Genomic DNA, 18484 nt, shown 5'->3' on the forward strand with positions numbered 1-18484 from the left:
TTTAGTGCCTGCACTAGACAGGCATGGTTACTGAATATCCCTTTTTCCATATCGGCAACCGCTTCGAAGAACCTTAGTTGGTTCACTTCCAAAACAAAAGCCAACATTTTAAGGGGTGTTTGTTTGCCTTCTTGCGTGCACAGCACTATAAAAGAAGTGGGTTCGGTCAAGGCTTTTGGACGGAAATCGGGAGTGTCTGCAACGTGGTTTTTACCGCAAGGACTAAAAACAAGGAAGTAGATGCCCTATTTACGGGCAAAACTCCGTACAGCCTTGACGGGTTCCATAAGGGGCCTCTAAGAATCCTTATCGCGGGGGTTTTGAAAGTGAACGTACGGGAAGTTAAGCGAGCTATCAAAAGGCCGGCGATTTAGTATTCTTTGGCGCCTGCCTTGGTTTCCGCAGTACCGGGAACCAAATAAAGGCTTCTTTTATTAAGGACCCTTAAAATGTGTTGGGGGCCGGACTTCCATCTTCGGGACTTTGCCGCGTAGGCCCCCAAGAAGGGCCTACCAAAAAGGACTATTTGGGAAAATGGAAGGTCGCCGTGCGGTGGGTTTTTTAATAATTTTAAACAGGAATAACTAAAACCATAGGTACCATTTCGGAAAGAAATACAAATAATTAATTTATGGACGTACCCCCAAATTATTCCAGCTCACCAGTGCGTGGTTATGAAATAGCCTAGGAAAATAAGTGCTTTCAAAGAAAAGTTACTTTACTGGTATAAAATTTTTGGGTATCTTGACCTCAAAACATATTTAACCTATGAAAGATTTAGTAAACAAGATTGAAGCCGAATTTGAGGCATTTCAAAAAGACTCCAATGCACAGTTGGAAAGTGGGAACAAAGCGGCAGGTACCCGTGCCCGTAAATCCTCCCTAGAACTTACAAAACTGTTCAAGGAATTCAGAAAAGAATCTTTGGAGGCTTCCAAGAAGTAAACAAAAAAACGGGCTGTTTTTAGCAGCCTGTTTTTTTATATTCCTAAGAGGCCAACACCTTAACTCTTCACCTATAATCCGAAAACGGTCATATAAGATCTTTTAAAAACTCATGCAGACTTTCTTCTGTCTTAAGGTTTAACTTTTTTCGTAATCGGTAGCGAAGTGTTTCAACACCACGAATGGAAATATTTAGCAAAGGGGAAATTTCCTTATTTGTTAAATCCATTTTAATAAAAGCACACAGGCGTTGATCCTTTTTGGATAATTTCGGGTTTATTTCCCTGAGTTTTTCAAAAAACTGGTGATGTATGTTTTCAAAATTCACATCAAAAACCTCCATGTATTCTTCTCCAATCTTATGTTGATGCAGTTTTCTGAAAATATCAGAAATTTTATCCCTTGAAAGCTGTGTTTTCACCAATCGTCTAAGTTCTTTAAGGTCATTTTGAAGCTCTTGAACAATATCCTTTTTATTGACCAACTGCATTGTATAATTTGCCAATTCCTTGCTTTTAGCAATAACGTCTTTTTCCAGTATTTTTTTATCTTCTTCTACCTTTTCCTTATCGTGCTTAAGTTTTAATCTTTCTATCTCTAGTTCAAGTAATTTCTTGGCTTTTAGGTTCTCCTCTTGAATTTTTAAATTTTCTTTCTCGAGGTTTCTTTTTATCATCAAGTAGCCTAACCAAAGTATAAATATGAGCAACGCAACAAATGAGATTTTAAACAAAACGGTTTGATACCACTTGGGTGTAACCAAAAATGTAAATGACGCCATTTTACCTTTTATCCCTTTTAAATCCCTACTTCTCACGTTGAAGGTATAATTTCCCGGCTGCAAATGTGAATATTCCTTAAAGTTATTTTCCGTCCATTCCGACCATCCCAAATTGAGTCCTTCCAATTGATATTGATACTCAATTTCACTTCCGGAAATTAGATCGGGAGCGGCAAACTCAATCCTAATAATATCGGTGGCATTCGGCAATTCACTTACATCCCTATCTAAGGGCACTAACTGTTTTCGCTGGCCATTAAACATAGAAACTTGGGTGATTCCCGTTTGCCCTTCATCTACTTTTTCATTCTTTAAATCAAACAAGTATATCCCGTCGGTCGTACCTATTAAGACTTTATTATTAGGTAACGGATATATGGTTTCCATCCCCCTATTAAGCTGTCCTTTCACCTTTAAGAAGGGCCTGGAATACAATTTTGAACCAGCGCTATCGTCTACAAAATAAACAATTCCATTATCTTCAACAGCCCATGTTGTATCATTCTTCTGAAGAATTTTGCGGGTATTTTTTGTATTGTCTAAAATGGAATTTAATTTATCATATGGTTCAAAAAAATTCCCATTTTCGTTATAGGTGTATATGCCTGTATTGGTTGTAAACACAATATCTTCTTCCCATTTAAATACATTGATGTTAAAGGGCGATTCAAAACCGTTATTATCCGTGTAATGATCTATTGCATATACATGATTGTAATCATCATTGATCTTTATCTTAAAAACACCTTTGTAACCATGGCAGACCCAAAAGGTGTTTTCCTCTTTGGATGCTATAATATCACGCGTAGACTCTTCAAATCCTTTAATTTTATTAACCAACGTAAATTCATTTCCTTCTTTTCTTATTAAAGATAAACCCGCATAACCACAGGCCAATAATTCGTTTTCCTTATTGGGGATTTCTATGACTTTCCATGCACTCTGGGAAGTTATTTGTTTTGCTTCTTTACCTATCAATCGAAACAAGCCCTTATGGTGGGCAATGAGAAGATCTCCTTTATATTCATTAAATGTCCAAGCTTGGCCCTGTAGACCATCTATCACCTTAAAAGTAATCTTGTCAGGTTCTTCAGGCCTGAAATCCGAAACATACACTCCTTTATTGGTGGAGATATACAGCTGTTGGTGAAATAGTTTTATGTCATATACTTTTGAAGAATCAAAGAATTTGTAGGAAGAGGTATCATAATTTATGTAATCCAACCCATTATAGAGCATTACCCACAATCCATTTTCAACGGAAAGCAAATTTAACACAGACGGGTTCTGCAATCGGTTATATGCATCAGGCCCCGTTACAAGCTTACCGTTTGCATTAAGCGTTTTTATCCTAGACCCCAAAGTACCTATCAAGTAGCTGTTCCCTTTTTTAATTGCACTTAACACTTGATCTTTTTGCCCATTGGAAAAAAGATTTTCCCAAAAAACAACTTCTTTAGTATCAAGATTCCCTTTAAATACCTCCCCATTCTCCAAAACAATAAAAACTTCAGAGGCCCCGTTTGTTGGTAAAATGCCTTTAACGGCAATACTCTTAAGTTTATCGGTTTGAAAGACAAGTGATAAATCATCATTATCCGGATGGAAGCTTAGAATTCCAACACCCATATCCTGCACGTAGTACGTGTTGCCAATTACTGCTGAGCACATAAAATCCGTTGAGGATGGTATAACGGTTTTCCTGTTCTCATTCATCACAATAAGTTCTTTATAAAAACGAAGAATTATGTTGCTATCTATTTCATGCGCTTGCTCCAGGTTTTCTAATTCCTTTCCTTTTAAATTCAATTTTTCTATAAAAGAATTGTAATGGTACTTCCCTAGGCTATCCTTTACGACATTCCCAAACTCATTATACCCGCCTGCATAAATAGTGCCATCGGAGGAAGCTAAAAGAGAACGAACCGAAGAGCTGTTGGGGAGCTTTACTTTTTGCCAACTCTCGCCATTGTAAATAAGTACCCCATCGTTATTTCCAAAATAAAGCACCCCATCATTCCCTCTACAAGCGGACCAAAATTCCGTATCGCCCTGGAAATCACTTCTATGGTAATGAATGACTTCAGGTTGATGTAAAATTGAATTGAATATTTCGGGATAACTCGATTGAGAAACTCCTTTATAGTTTAAAAAAAGCAGCAAAAACTGGATATATAGAATGGGTAACCTCATATTAACATTAAATAAACCGCTAATTAACATCGATAATTTTAAAAAAGCCAAAGAAAAGTTAAAAAATAAAACTCTTTAAAAAATTATATATCAGCAAAATACAAATTTTGAAGTAATAAGTACGTAGTGTTCACTTTCCATGACGTATTTAAAGCGTATCGTAAAATTTCTAATGCATATTATCAAATTCTAATTTAGAGCCTACTGAAATTAGATTAAAATTGTTTTTAACAGAATTAATTATCAATATGATAAACCAAATGTTAAAAAAGGATTACGATCAAACTAACTCATTAAACTCTAACTATTTATGAAGATCAAAAAGTACGCATGGTTCTTCTTTATGTTTGCCGCTTCAATATTATCGGCACAGACAAAAGAAATAACTGGAACAGTAACAGAAGAAGGTGGTGTCCCGCTACCGGGAGCAAATGTTATGGTAGAAAATTCATCCAAAGTAACCATAACCGATTTTGATGGAAATTATACAATTCAAGCTGAAGAAGGGGATGTATTAACATTCTCTTATATAGGTTACATTAAACAAAGCATAACGGTAGGAACAAATACCGTAATTGATGTCGCTTTGGCGACCGACACCCAAGCCCTCGATGAGGTTGTGGTTGTTGGTTATGGAACGCAAAAGAAAAGTGTGGTAACGGGTGCCATTTCAAGTGTAAAATCGGAGGATTTAGAAGACTTGCCAATTACCCGGGTAGAACAATCCTTACAAGGAAGGACATCGGGATTAACAATTGCCGCTAATTCCGGACAACCAGGGGCGCCATCAACAGTTAGGGTCCGTGGTATCACTACTTTTGGAAACAATGACCCTCTTTGGGTGGTAGATGGCGTTGTAGTGGATGCAGGTGGTATCGGATATTTAAACCAATCAGATATTGAATCCATTGAAGTTTTAAAAGATGCAGCTTCACAGGCTATTTATGGTGCGAGGGCAGCAACGGGAGTAATTTTAATAACGACAAAAAAAGGAAAGTCAGGAAAACTAACCGTAAATTATAACGGATATACTGGAATTTCCAGTCCTGCCAGAGAGCTTGATTTACTAAATGCTGAGGAGTACGCCACCCTGATGAATGAGTCCTCTGTAAATGGTGGAGGTTCTATACTTTTTCCAAACCCTAGCGATTTAGGGGAAGGTACCGACTGGCAAGATGTTATTTTCAACAACAGTGCGAAACGTATTGGGCAAGAGATAAGCTTAAGCGGGGGCAATGAAGTGTCCACTTTCTACGCTTCTTTTGGGTTACTGGAACAGGAAGGCATTGTAATGCCTGAAATTTCTCAATACAACCGAAAAAACATCCGTTTAAACTCCTCCCATAAAATCACCAAAGCAATTTCATTTGGTCAGACGGTTGGTTATTCCCATGAAAAAAATATAGGAATCGGAAACACCAATAGCGAATTTGGTGGTCCTTTGAGCTCCGCAATCAACCTTGATCCTTTAACGCCAATAATAGAAAGAGATCCCAATACAATTAATGGAGCTCCTTATACAAATACAGGAATCATAAAAAATAGCGAAGGGTACCCTTACGGTATTTCCTCTTTGGTGGGTCAAGAAATGACAAATCCACTGGCATATCAACAAACAAGATTGGGAAATTACGGCTGGTCTGATAACTTTGTTGGGAATGCCTATGTCCAAATAGAAGTATTACCTGGTTTAAAATTTAAAAGCACCTTAGGTGGTAAACTGGCTTATTGGGGTGGCTTTGGATATACCCCTGTTTCCTATTTAAACGCTTCGAACATTACACCACAAAACAATGTTTCAAAAAATACAAACAAGGGGTTTGGTTGGAACATTGAGAATACGGTGATGTATGAAAGAAGCTTGGGGAATCACAACTTCAATGTTTTACTAGGCCAAGGGACTTATGTTGATAATATTACAAATGGACAAGGGGTAACCTATTACAATATTCCTGCAGACAATTTCAATGATGCCTCTTTTAATTTTGACGTCCCTACGGACCAAATTGATGCCTACGGATATGAAAATCCCGAGCACAGGGTTACCTCCTTGTTTTCCAGGGTAAATTACGACTATAACGAGAAGTATATTTTCACTGGAATTATAAGAAGGGATGGTTCATCTCGGTTTGGCTCAAATAATAAATACGGAATCTTCCCTTCTTTTTCTCTAGGGTGGGTACTTACAAAGGAAGATTTTTGGAACCCAAGCGAAGTGCTTAATCAATTGAAAATTCGTGGAGGATATGGTGTTACCGGTAGTGATGCCATTGGAGATTTCAGATATTTATCAACGGTAAGCGGTGGAAGAAACTATACCATCGGCACTTCTGGATCCGTTACCATAGGGAACAGTCCAGATGCACCGGCAAACCCGGATTTAAAATGGGAAGAAACGAGCCAAACAAATATAGGATTGGAAGCCCGTTTGTTCAACAATTTCAATTTAGTGGTAGATTTTTATAAAAAATCCACTAAAGGGATTCTACAAAGCGTTCCCATTCCAGGCTATGTTGGAGCCACAGGATTACCTGTTGGAAACGTAGCGGATATGGACAATAAAGGCTTTGATATTGAATTGGGCTACAATAGAACCTTCGGGGACTTTGGTCTATCCGTAAATGGGAATTTATCCTATTTGGAAAACGAAGTTACATATTTAGGTAACGGAATTGATTTTCTATCCGGAGGCCAAACGGTTCAAGCAAGTACTTACCCTATTACCAGAACAGCTGTTGGAGAGGCCTTCAACTCATTTTTCGGCTTTAAAACACAAGGGATTTTTCAAAATCAACAGGAAATTGATGCCTATACCAATACTGAAGGAAACTTAATACAACCAAATGCGGTTCCTGGGGATTTCAAGTGGAAAGATGTAAATGGTGATGGAAGCATTACTGAAGAAGACCGCGACTTTCTAGGAAGCTCCATACCTAAGTATACATTTGGATTTACAGTTAACTTAAACTACAAAAACTTCGATTTAATGGTTTTTGCCCAGGGTGCCGCCGGAAACCAAATATTTCAGGGATTGAGACGTTTGGACATTCAAAACGCAAATTACCAAACCACTGCCCTTAACCGTTGGGTAGGCGAAGGAAGTTCCAATAGTTTTCCAAGACTAACCACCAACGACACTAACAAAAACTTCAACAATCCATCCGATTTTTATCTGGAAGATGGAGATTACTTAAGGTTTAAAACGATCCAGTTTGGCTATACCATTCCAACAGAGGTAATCAAGAAGATAGGCCTACAAAGAATCAGGCTTTACGTTACCGCAGAAAACCTTTTCACATTTACAGAATATACGGGTTACGATCCAGAAATTGGTGGAGGTGTATTTGGTATCGACCGAGGATTTTACCCGCAAGCAAGAACAGGAATGTTAGGAGTTAATGTTCAATTTTAAAATTTAGACCATGAAATTTATAAATAGAAAATATAAAATAGTAGCACTAGCAATAGCAGCAACATTGGGTTCTTGCTCTAAGGATTTCTTAGAAGTAGAGCCAAAAGGAACGGCTTTAGAAGAAAATTACTATTCTAATGAAGCTGAAGCTTACTCTGGCTTAGTAGCCGTTTATGACGTACTCGGTAAACAGTCGAAAGGCTTTGAGAATATGGTTACCATGATGAATGCGGGCTCAGACGATCATTACGCTGGCGGTGGAGGTGCCACCGATGGAACAGGAATGCAGTCATTCTCCAATTATTCAATCGATGCCTCTACTGTTCCGGCAAGCTATTGGAACGATTTTTATCAAGGAGTTTTCCGAGCAAATGTATTATTGGAAAAGTTACCGGAAGTACCGATGGATGAATCACTTAAAAAAAGATTTATCGCAGAAACTAAAGCGCTAAGGGCATACTATTATTTTGAATTGGTTCGATTGTTCAGAAACATTCCGCTAATTACAGCACCGATAGAGACCAGTGAAATTTATAATGTTGAACAAGCAGCTCCGGAAGCTGTCTATGCACAGATAGAAACAGACCTACTGGAAGCCATTCCCGATCTACCTCTAAAAATTACGAATCCAGAAGATGAGGCGGCTCGTTTTACTGAAGGAACCGCTAAAGCTATCCTAGGAAAAGTATACTTGTACCAAGGCAAAAACAGTCTTGCGGCAAGTACTTTGGAAGAAGTAAACGGAACCCCAGGAGGAACCAGCAAATATGGCTATAAACTTTTGGATAACTTTTCAGATTTATGGGTTATTGCCAATAAGTACAACTCGGAATCAATTTTAGAGGTTGCCCATACCGACAAAAGCAATGCAGACTGGGGAAATTGGGGAGCCGGGGACGACGAAGGCAACTCGGTAAACATCATGGTAGGTCCTAGAAATTATTCTAGCTCTGGGGGACCAGATTATGTTTCTGGATGGAGTTTTAATCCCATTACACAAAATCTATACGATGTCTTAAAAAACGATCCTAGGTTCGATGCTACGATTGCAGATGTGAAAGCACTCAAGGCGCAAGGATTGGCGGATTACTCACCAGGGTATCTTGATACAGGATACTTCTTAAAGAAATTTATGCCGCTTAATTCAGATACTTCCACTGGAGGAGGTGCATCGGCATTGAACTACAAACAAAATGTTTATGTAATTCGTTTGGCAGACACCTATTTACTGGAAGCGCAGGCCTTAGGTGCTCAAGGAGCAAGAGCACAAGCTTTATTGGACGCAGTTAGGGCAAGAGTAGGTTTGCCTTCGGTTCCAGTTTCCGAGGATGCAATTATGTTGGAAAGAAGAATGGAACTCGCGGGTGAAGGACATAGATGGTTTGACCTTGTAAGAACCGGTCGTGCAGCAAGTGTACTGGCCGATAGAGGTTTTACTCCCGGTAAAAATGAAATTTTCCCGATTCCTTTAAAAGAAATGGAAAACACTCAAATTGAACAAAATCCTAACTACTAAAAACAAACACCATGTTGTACACTATATTAAATAAAAAAATACCCGTATTGGCATTTGCTGTCACTGCCTTTTTCACAAGTTGTCTTCCAGACGAAATTAATGAGGGCAATGGACTTTCAGATCCAAATGTAGATGCTTCATTTGTTATAACTCCAATTGAAGGAAAATCCAATATGTATTTGTTTGAGGCTCAAACTCAGTATGTAATTTCTTCGAGATGGGATTTTGGTTCGGGATTGCTCCCGGGAAAAATGACAGAAGAAGTTTTCTTTCCCGATGCCGGAACGTATGAAATTGTACATGAAGCCGTAGGAAGAGGGGGCTTAACTGGACAGTCATCGCAAGAACTTGTTGTAGAAACTTCCGATCCTACTGCAGGAAATCTTGTAGTTGGCGGAAGGTTTGAAACAGAAGAAGACCACGCACAATGGAATCGATTAAAAATTAGCGACTCAGGTTCGGAATGGGTTTTTAATGATGGAAGCGCAACTATTTTTTCTACGGAACAATGGAGCCAACAAGGGATATATCAAGCCATTGAAGTAGAAAAAGAAAAAGAGTACGCTATCGATATGGTGGTTTCTGGTGAAGCGAATACGGATACTTGGCTAGAAGTATATGCAGGTACAAAAATTCCGGTAACAGGAGAAGCCTACGACGATACAAAAGTTATGGGACTAAGCACTTGGGATGGTTGCGGAAATGCAACATTTTCTGGGAAACTTTCCAATCTTGGCTGTATTCCGAACACTACAACAAATACGCTTTCAAATAAAATATCATTTAGCGAAAGCGGCACAATTTACCTCTTAATTAGAAGCGGCGGTGGAGCAATGAACCCAAAAGGGATTACCATTACCAATGTAGAAATGAGAGGCTCTTGATTAAGTTAGCCAGCAAAAGCCTATGAAATTCATCATAGGCTTTTGTTTAAAGTCTTACATAACTAAATATACATTTATGGAAATCGCTATAAAAAAGCTATGGATGCCTTTAATGATTTTATTCCTTTTTGGCTGTTCTTCTTCAGATGAAGAATCAATTCCCCCTGAACCTACCCCTACCCCGAACCCTCCTGCTGAAGTTAAAAACGAGGTAGACTTCTGGTTGACTACTGGAGACAAAAAGGAACTGCTTGCAAAGCAAAACCAAGTAATCGCTTTTCAGTCAAAAGTGAATACCTTTAACACCATTGAGGTTAACAGTCAACGACTTTACCAAACAATAGACGGTTTTGGTTTTACCCTTACAGGCGGAAGCGCAAAAGCAATAAACTCTCTTTCTACTTCCCAGAAAAATGAGTTATTAAATGAGCTTTTTGGTTTTAAGGAAAATTCCATTTCCATTAGTTATTTAAGAGTGAGTATTGGCGCATCTGATCTAAATGAAAGCCCGTTTACTTACAATGATATTGCCGATGGACAAACGGATGAATCGCTTAACGCATTTTCTTTGGAGAAGGATATAAACGGTGTTATTGCATTGCTTCAGGAAATTAAGGCAATAAATCCGAACATAAACATTTTAGGTTCTCCATGGAGCGCCCCAGTTTGGATGAAAGACAACAAAAGCTTTATCGGCGGTAGTCTATTGCCCCAGTATTACAGTGTGTACGCGCAATATTTTGTAAGGTATATTCAGGAAATGAAAAAGTTAGGAATCGCCATAGATGCGGTTACCGTACAAAACGAGCCCTTACACGACGGAAACAATCCAAGCATGTACATGACAGCCACAGAGCAAACAGATTTCATAAAAAACCATCTAGGTCCTGCCTTTGCCGCGGCGGGTTTACAAACAAAAATTATTGCTTGGGACCATAACTGCGATCGTCCAGAGTATCCTATGGCCATTTTAAACGATGAAGAAGCATATAAATATACCGATGGTTCGGCTTTTCATTTATATGCAGGAGATATTAGCGCCCTAATCAAAGTACATAATGCATTCCCTAACAAAAATATTTACTTTACGGAACAATACACCGCGTCCAATGGGAGCTTTGATGGGGACCTAAAATGGCATTTAAAAAACGTAATTATTGGCTCGATGCGGAATTGGAGTAAAAATGCTTTGGAATGGAACTTGGCAAACGATGAGAACTTTCAGCCACATACCGATGGCGGATGTAATGTTTGTAAAGGGGGCTTAACCATTAACCCATCGGGTAATATTACCCGAAATGTAGGCTATTACATTGTTGCGCACGCCTCAAAATTTGTCCCTGAAGGTTCGCAAAGAGTTGAAAGCAATATTTCAGGCCCATTAGTAAATGTGGCATTTAAAATACCAAATGGAAAAACGGTTTTAATTGTTTTAAATGAAGGAAATACAGATACACAATTTAATGTTAAACAAGGAAGTAAGTGGTTTACAACTTCCCTTCAAGCCGGAGCAGTAGGAACCTTTTTATGGGATTAACAGATAATTACAGGATGAAAAAAATAATTCTAATAACACTATTCATAACAACACACTATGTAAATGCTCAAAAATTTTTACATACGGAAGGACAAAAAATAATAACTGCTGAAGGACAAAATATTGTTTTAAAAGGGGTAGGCCTTGGCGGGCATATGTTACAGGAGGGATACATGATGAAAGTTCCATTTTCTGGGCAGCAATATGTCTTTAAAGCACATATGGAAGAGTTGATCGGTAAAGAAGCTACTGCCGAATTTTACGAAAAATGGCTCGCCAACCACACCCAAAAAACAGATATCGACTCGTTAAAAAGCTGGGGGTTTAATTCGGTGCGCTTACCAATGCATTATAACCTATACACGCTACCAGTAGACCAAGAACCCGTAAAAGGAAAACACACTTGGATTGAAAAAGGTTTTCAAATGACCGATTCATTATTGAAATGGTGCGAGCAAAATAAAATGTACCTCATTCTCGATATGCATGCCACACCCGGTGGACAAGGTCATGACGTGAATATTTCTGATAGGGACCCTTCAAAACCATCCTTGTGGGAGAGTAAGGCCAATCAGGAAAAACTTATTGCCCTTTGGGGAAAATTAGCTGAAAGATATGCGACTGAGCCATGGATCGGGGCTTATGATATTATAAACGAGCCCAACTGGGGTTTTACCGGTGAAAATAAAAACGGCCTCGATGAAAAGGAAAACAAACCTTTAAAACAATTAATGGTAGCTATTACGGAAGCTATTAGAAAAATGGATAAAAACCATATCATTATTATTGAAGGAAATGGATGGGGAAACAACTACAACGGAATTTTACCTCCTTGGGATGATAATATGGTCATAAGCTTCCACAAATATTGGAACAACAATACAAAGGAAGCCATTCAAGGTTTTTTAAATTTCAGGGAAAAATATAATACTCCTATTTGGTTGGGAGAATCTGGCGAAAATTCCAATACTTGGTTTACGGATGCTATCAGTTTAATGCAAGAAAACAACATTGGTTGGTGTTGGTGGCCATTAAAAAAGCTTGGTTCCAATAATCCACTTGAAATAAAAGTAAATGACGGTTATTTACAAATCTTGAACTACTGGAAAGGTGAATCGGAAAAGCCAACTAAAGAAGAAGCCTATAACGCATTTATACAACTTGCCGAAAATGCTAAAATAGAGAACAATGTTTTCCATAAAGGTGTTATCGATGCTATGATACGCCAAACTACTTCAAAAGAAACCAAACCCTATAAAACGGTTGTTATTAATACAAGTGGAACCATTAAAGCCATAGATTATGACATGGGTCATTTAGGTAAAGCATATTTTGATACTGGTGCAGGCAACTACTATATTTCTACTGGAGGGGAAAGAACAGGCTGGAACAATGGCAGAACTTACAGAAATGATGGTGTTGATATTTTTAAAGATAATCCTTCAGAAGAAATGTACGTTGGAGATATTGAAAAAGGGGAATGGCTTCAATACACTTTTAATGTGCTTGAAAAAGGAACTTATGAGGTGTCCGTTTCGTTTGAATCAACTTCAGCAGGAAAGATAAAAATAGGAACAGAAAAGTCTCAGTCTACCACCATAAAAGTTCCAAACACATCTTCTTGGCAAACAACAACTACCACAATAGAACTACAAAAAGGGGAAAATAAATTAAAAGTCGAGTTCCTTAACGATGGAATTCAATTTAGAGAGTTAAATTTTAAAAGATTATAATTAATGTTCAATTTTAAAAATGCATTGCTATTAGGACTTGCCGTAAGTACTATGGCATGCCAGCAAAAAAAAGAAGTAAATAAGGAAGCTTCACTTTGGGTAACAACTTTGGATAAGAAAATGTTGCTGAAGAAAACCGAAATAATAAATGATGAAACTTTAAAACCAGCACACACCATTACTATTGATACTACAAAAAAATATCAAGAAATGGATGGTTTTGGTTACAGTCTGACAGGAGGAAGCGCCATGTTGCTTCATAAAATGTCAGATAGCGCAAGGGCTTCCATACTTCAGGAAATATTTGGTGATAAGGAGAACGATATTAATGTTAGTTATTTAAGAGTAAGCATAGGTGCCTCGGATTTAGATGAAAAAACATGGTCCTATAACGATCTGGCCTCTGGAGAAACCGATGAAAATCTAGAACAATTTACACTTGCATATGATACGCTTTATTTAGTGCCCGTTTTAAAGGAAATTTTAAAAATAAAACCAAACTTAAAAATCATGGGGTCTCCATGGTCGCCACCCACTTGGATTAAAACAAATAACGATGCCCGTGGCGGAAGTTTAAAAGAGGAATACCATCAAGTATATGCGGATTATTTTGTAAAATACATAATGGCAATGAAATCCCATGGAATTCACATCGACGCGGTTACTATTCAAAATGAACCATTGCATCCAGGGAATAACCCAAGCTTATTAATGTTACCTGAACAACAAAAAGAATTTGTGAAAAATAATTTAGGGCCGACCTTTGAAAGGCATCAAATAAAAACTAAAATTGTGGTTTACGACCATAATGCGGACAGGCCAGATTATCCTATTTCTATTTTAAACGATCCTGAAGCTGCAAAATTTATAGATGGTAGCGCCTTTCATTTATATGGAGGAGATATAAGTGCTTTGAGCCAAGTACATGAGGCACACCCTAATAAAAACCTGTATTTTACTGAACAATGGGTAGGAGCACCAGGTGATTTTGCCAAAGAACTAGACTGGCATACGGAAAATCTCATTATTGGTGCACCCCGTAACTGGTGCAAAACGGTTCTGGAATGGAATCTTGCCGCCGATGAAAACCAAGATCCGCATACCGATAGAGGAGGCTGTGACCGTTGTTTAGGGGCCATAACAATTCAAGGAGATAAAGTAACCCGAAATCCTGCGTATTATATCATTGCGCAAGCATCAAAATTTGTGGCACCTGGTTCTATTCGGGTAGCTTCGAATACCGGAAGTGAGATTTTGAATGTGGCTTATAAAACATCCAAAGGAGTTGTTTCAATCATTCAGAATAGAACGGATAAAGAACAACATATCGCAGTTCAAATTGGTGGGAACAACACCCTGACTACCCTTCCGGCAAAATCCGTTGGGACTTTGGTAATGGATTAATTATAAGTATTATGTAGTAGATGTATTGGAAACGTTTGTATTGCACATTTTTGGTTTCTGGATTCAACTATTTCCCATAATTATAAGATTGAGTGTTGTCTCTGTAGAAATATCTATAAGTCTTCACAAATCACAAGAAGAAGCTTGAGAAAAATGTAAGAAAAACCGTTTCAAAATTAATTGAAACGGCTTTTCTTTATTTTAAATGTCAACTATAAGGTTTTATTTTTTAATAGTCCCGGTCAATTAAGTATAGTAAAGTATATTAAAGACCATAGCTTTCAGTAGATGATGTAAGCATTATTCCCCATCAAAAAAGAGCATAATACCCGCTACAATGGCTAAAATTACAATGGAAATTACCACATCTACCCAATTGTAACTATTCTTATTATTTCTTTTCTCTTCTTCGGAAATGGTTGCAAAAGTAAGATTCTCAATTTTTTCTTCAGAAGGTGCCTTCGATAAAAGGCTCACCGCTACAATAAGAAGCACACAGAAATGGAAGAACCATGCCGGGTTGTCGGTTATGATCTCCTAAACTCAAACAAAAAATTACTGGATACCGGTTTTATAGATTTTCTGATAAATACGCAACCTAATAAACAGGCATACAAGTCTTTAGAATGCTTATATCGCTACTTGGTTTTAAAAGAGAAACCGGAGCGTAATATTACCATGCCACTTGATATAGTTACCAAAGAAAAACTTTCCTACTATTAAAACTTTAAATTCTAGAAATAATTAATTTCCATGTTAAAATACTTATCCCAATTTCCTTTAAAATGAATTTAAAGTTTTTTTCGTTTATGTAATGTTCTCTTCAGCTAGTTCGAGGCCACTTAGGCAGAATCCAAAGCGTCTTTAAAATGGATTATTTCCAAATTTAAGTACAAGCAATCAAGATAGCAAACTGAGCTATCAAAAGACTGGAGTCTAGAATTTTATGACACTTTCCTTGCTTTCTGAAGTACTGGGAACCAAATAGTTTTTTTTATTAAGTACCCTTAAAATTTGTCGGGAACGCACTTCCATTTTTTGGACTTTTTGGAGAATGGTAGACCGGCCAAACGTTGTCTTTTTTCACAATGTAAATATGAAACAACTAAAACGAAAATAAAACTTTAGCATGAGGAACAAAATAATATGGATTTAACCCCATGCCCAAATTATTCCAAGCCAACAACTCCTAGTCATGAGATAGCCAAGGAAAATAGGTGCTTTCGAAGAAAAGTTACTTTAAAGGCCTGAAATTTTTGGGTATCTTGGCCTCAAAATATATTCAACCTATGAAAGATTTAATAAACAAGATCGAAGCCGAATTCGAAGCTTTTCAAAAAGACTCCAATGCACAATTGGAAAGTGGGAACAAAGCCGCAGGTACCCGCGCCCGTAAATCGTCCTTAGAACTTACAAAACTGTTCAAGGAATTCAGGAAAGAATCTTTGGAGGCTTCGAAGAAGTAATCGTTAGAAGCCGTTTTTAACATTAATTAAAACGGCTTTCTCTCTCCCCCCCTATCCGTGAACGGTTTAAAATACTCAATTCTGAGAGAAGTTGTTTGAGTATTGAGACACAATCCTTTTAATCTAAATTAATACTCTCCTTAAACTATTAAATACACGCTTCACATATCTAGAAACTTATAATTTCCATAAGTTAATCTTCAACCACCGGATTATTTTAAAACTTAATAGAGTTTTATTGTTTAATTTTCTTTGCATTATGCTAATTTAATTTTAAGCATAATTTTTCTCTATTAAAGGCCTGATAACCAATTCATCTATCGATGTAACATCATTAAAATTCATCATTGAAATTATTGAATCTGCAACTTGTTCTGGCTTTAAGTACTCAGGTCTTAAAGTTTCTCTAAAATCACTATCCACGCCCCCTGGGTATATTGATGATACTTTTATATTATCGGCTCTAGACTCCTTTCTAAACACCTTCATTAAAGCATCTAAACTCGCCTTAGAAGCCGTATAAGCACCTGTACCTTCATTGGAAAAATTACAGACAGTAGATAACACATTTATTATTTGACCCGATTTTTTATTTGACATAGCACCGTACAATTCCCTGATAAAAATAAAAGGCGCTATAGTATTCAACTTTAACATATATTCAAGATCGTTAAGCTGAATATCTTTAACACTATCTTTTGCCGTATTTGCTCCAGCACAATTTACAAGTACATCTATTTCCCCAATTTTTTCAGTTGCATTATTTACAAAGTGAATAATTTTATTTTCATCTGTTACGTCAAAGCACTCAAAAAAATAGTTTTGTTCAGAAACTGAGATTTCATCAATTAGTTTCTTCATTTTAGTTTCTTTTCTACCGCAGAATGCTACGCTTGCTCCAATTTTCAAAAGTTTTAAAGTTAAAATTCTTCCTATACCAGATGTAGCGCCAGTTACCAAAATCTTTTTATTTTTAATACAAGAAATTTCCATTTCAATTAATTCAAATTTTATTTTATTTTCCAGGTTGATAATCCTTGACCTGTATTATTTAAGCTCTATTGTTTTGTTACTGGACTCAAACTCACCTCTAATTGTCTTAAATTCTTCGAGCATTTCGTTGAGTTTTTCGGGTTTGGACTTTACAAGATTCATTTGTTGTCCTGGATCCTCTGTAACATTATACAATTGATAACCATCACTGTTTCCTATTTCTATATCAACCTGTTTTAACACTTCAGGGCCTTTATAAGGTGGAATTAAAACATAATCTCCAGACCGCAAAGCAGTCCTTCCTGTGGCTTCCAATATTACCGCGTTTCTTCCTTGAGAAGACTTTCCTACTAGTACATCCAATAAATTTTTACTATCATCTGTTGTGGCATTTTCTCCAACTAACGAGGCTAAAGACGACAAAAGGTCCACTTGGGAAATAATTGCATCATTGATTGCAGGTTTTATTTTTCCTTTCCAATAAGTAGCAAAAGGGACCCTTGTTCCTGCCTCAAAAAGACTATACTTTCCTCCCCTTAATCCTCCTGCCGCATCGTGATTCCCAAGTTTTTCAACAGCATTGTCAAAATAACCATCGTTGAGCACCGGACCGTTATCACTTGTAAAAATAATTAACGTATTTTCTAATAAATCCCGATTTTCCAAAGTATTTAAAAGTTGCCCTATACAATAATCAGCTTCCAGAATAACATCGCCCCTAGGCCCCATACCAGATTTCCCAACAAATTCTGGTGCTGGTGTTCTCGGCACATGAGGTTGTTGCATGGCATAATAGAGGAAAAATGGTTTATCTTCAGCATCTTTTTGTATAAACCCTTTTACTTTTTCAAGAAAATGAAATGACATTTTTTTATCATCCCATTTTGCTTTTTCGCCTCCTTTCATATAACCAATTCTTGGAATTCCATTAACAATACTATTATTATGACCATGGTGCCACTTCATTTCCAATAGCTCGGGATTTTCTACACCAGTAGGCTCCCCTTCAAAATTATGCTCGTAACTAACCTCAATTGGGTCGTCTGGATCTAAATTTTCTACTAATCCATCTTTAATATAAACCGTGGGCACCCTATCTTGAGTAGCTGCCATGATATAGCTATAATCAAAACCCACTTCATTTGGGCCTGGACTTATTTTCTTGTTCCAATTTATATTCCCATCTGCTAAACCTAAATGCCATTTTCCAATGATTCCAGTTTTATACCCCGCCTTTTTAAATACCTTTGGCAGTGTTGTCTGTTCTATATCGATTAACATAGGTGCTGTTCCTGGCAGTATTTTTGCGTTTTCATTACGCCATGGATATTCCCCTGTTAATAGTGCATACCTGCTGGGACTGCAAGTAGCTGAAGTTGCATAACCATTCGTAAATTTCACTCCGCCATCAACAATTCTATCCATATTCGGGGTGTTAAGGGTTTTTGCACCGTAGGAACTTAAATCGCCATACCCCAAATCGTCCATGTAGATAATAATTACATTTGGATTTTTAGATTTAGAAATAGCCTCTACCGAAGGATTGGATTTCTTTTTTTGCTGACATCCTATAAATAAAATGCTTGACAATATTAGTAATGATAATGTTGTTTTTTTCAT

General features: G+C 37.3%; 13 protein-coding genes. 9 read left to right on the forward strand and 4 right to left on the reverse strand.

All coding sequences use genetic code 11. The features are described from left to right. Positions 1-768: 768 nt before the first annotated feature. Entirely contained in the window at positions 769-945 is a 177-nt protein-coding gene (locus NDQ75_RS13610) for a histone H1 (protein ID WP_202029147.1), read from the forward strand. 88 nt (positions 946-1033) lie between these two features. Here NDQ75_RS13610 and NDQ75_RS13615 read toward each other — a convergent pair whose 3' ends face one another. Further along, a complete protein-coding gene (locus NDQ75_RS13615) occupies positions 1034-3889 on the reverse strand; it encodes a triple tyrosine motif-containing protein (RefSeq protein WP_202029148.1) in 2856 nt (951 codons plus the stop codon). A 340-nt stretch (positions 3890-4229) separates the two neighbouring features. Here NDQ75_RS13615 and NDQ75_RS13620 point away from each other — a divergent pair, with 340 nt between their 5' ends. The 6 genes from NDQ75_RS13620 (at position 4230) to NDQ75_RS13645 (ending at position 14405) form a co-directional block, all read left to right on the forward strand. Further along, entirely contained in the window at positions 4230-7331 is a 3102-nt protein-coding gene (locus NDQ75_RS13620; protein ID WP_202029149.1) for a SusC/RagA family TonB-linked outer membrane protein, read from the forward strand. Between the two features lie 10 nt (positions 7332-7341). Then, positions 7342-8847, forward strand: a complete 1506-nt coding sequence (locus NDQ75_RS13625; RefSeq protein WP_202029150.1) for a RagB/SusD family nutrient uptake outer membrane protein — start codon at positions 7342-7344, stop codon at positions 8845-8847. 11 nt (positions 8848-8858) lie between these two features. After that, complete coding sequence (locus NDQ75_RS13630) at positions 8859-9731, forward strand: hypothetical protein (protein ID WP_202029151.1); 873 nt, start codon at positions 8859-8861, stop codon at positions 9729-9731. A gap of 76 nt (positions 9732-9807) precedes the next feature. Continuing rightward, positions 9808-11268: a glycoside hydrolase family 30 protein gene (locus NDQ75_RS13635; RefSeq protein WP_202029152.1), complete on the forward strand. Its 1461-nt coding sequence runs from the start codon at positions 9808-9810 to the stop codon at positions 11266-11268. A 14-nt stretch (positions 11269-11282) separates the two neighbouring features. After that, positions 11283-13001: a cellulase family glycosylhydrolase gene (locus NDQ75_RS13640; protein WP_202029153.1), complete on the forward strand. Its 1719-nt coding sequence runs from the start codon at positions 11283-11285 to the stop codon at positions 12999-13001. 3 nt (positions 13002-13004) lie between these two features. Continuing rightward, the gene (locus NDQ75_RS13645) at positions 13005-14405 is read left to right on the forward strand and encodes a glycoside hydrolase family 30 protein (RefSeq protein ID WP_202029154.1); all 1401 of its coding nucleotides are present in this window, start codon (positions 13005-13007) and stop codon (positions 14403-14405) included. Between the two features lie 300 nt (positions 14406-14705). Here NDQ75_RS13645 and NDQ75_RS13650 read toward each other — a convergent pair whose 3' ends face one another. Next, the gene (locus NDQ75_RS13650; RefSeq protein ID WP_202029155.1) at positions 14706-14900 is read right to left on the reverse strand and encodes a hypothetical protein; all 195 of its coding nucleotides are present in this window, start codon (positions 14898-14900) and stop codon (positions 14706-14708) included. A 6-nt stretch (positions 14901-14906) separates the two neighbouring features. On the opposite strand from NDQ75_RS13650, the gene NDQ75_RS13655 reads away from it, so the two are divergent. Beyond that, complete coding sequence (locus tag NDQ75_RS13655) at positions 14907-15128, forward strand: type 1 periplasmic-binding domain-containing protein (RefSeq protein WP_202029156.1); 222 nt, start codon at positions 14907-14909, stop codon at positions 15126-15128. A 566-nt stretch (positions 15129-15694) separates the two neighbouring features. After that, the gene (locus NDQ75_RS13660) at positions 15695-15871 is read left to right on the forward strand and encodes a histone H1 (RefSeq protein WP_202029157.1); all 177 of its coding nucleotides are present in this window, start codon (positions 15695-15697) and stop codon (positions 15869-15871) included. A gap of 273 nt (positions 15872-16144) precedes the next feature. Here NDQ75_RS13660 and NDQ75_RS13665 read toward each other — a convergent pair whose 3' ends face one another. Both NDQ75_RS13665 and NDQ75_RS13670 read right to left on the reverse strand, forming a co-directional pair. Continuing rightward, positions 16145-16864 carry an SDR family oxidoreductase gene (locus NDQ75_RS13665; RefSeq protein ID WP_202029158.1) on the reverse strand — a complete coding sequence of 240 codons (720 nt, stop codon included), beginning with the start codon at positions 16862-16864 and terminating at the stop codon, positions 16145-16147. A gap of 54 nt (positions 16865-16918) precedes the next feature. Continuing rightward, the gene (locus tag NDQ75_RS13670; protein WP_202029159.1) at positions 16919-18484 is read right to left on the reverse strand and encodes a sulfatase family protein; all 1566 of its coding nucleotides are present in this window, start codon (positions 18482-18484) and stop codon (positions 16919-16921) included.

Source organism: Galbibacter mesophilus (genome assembly GCF_023721415.1).
In the GTDB taxonomy this organism is placed as follows: domain Bacteria; phylum Bacteroidota; class Bacteroidia; order Flavobacteriales; family Flavobacteriaceae; genus Galbibacter; species Galbibacter mesophilus.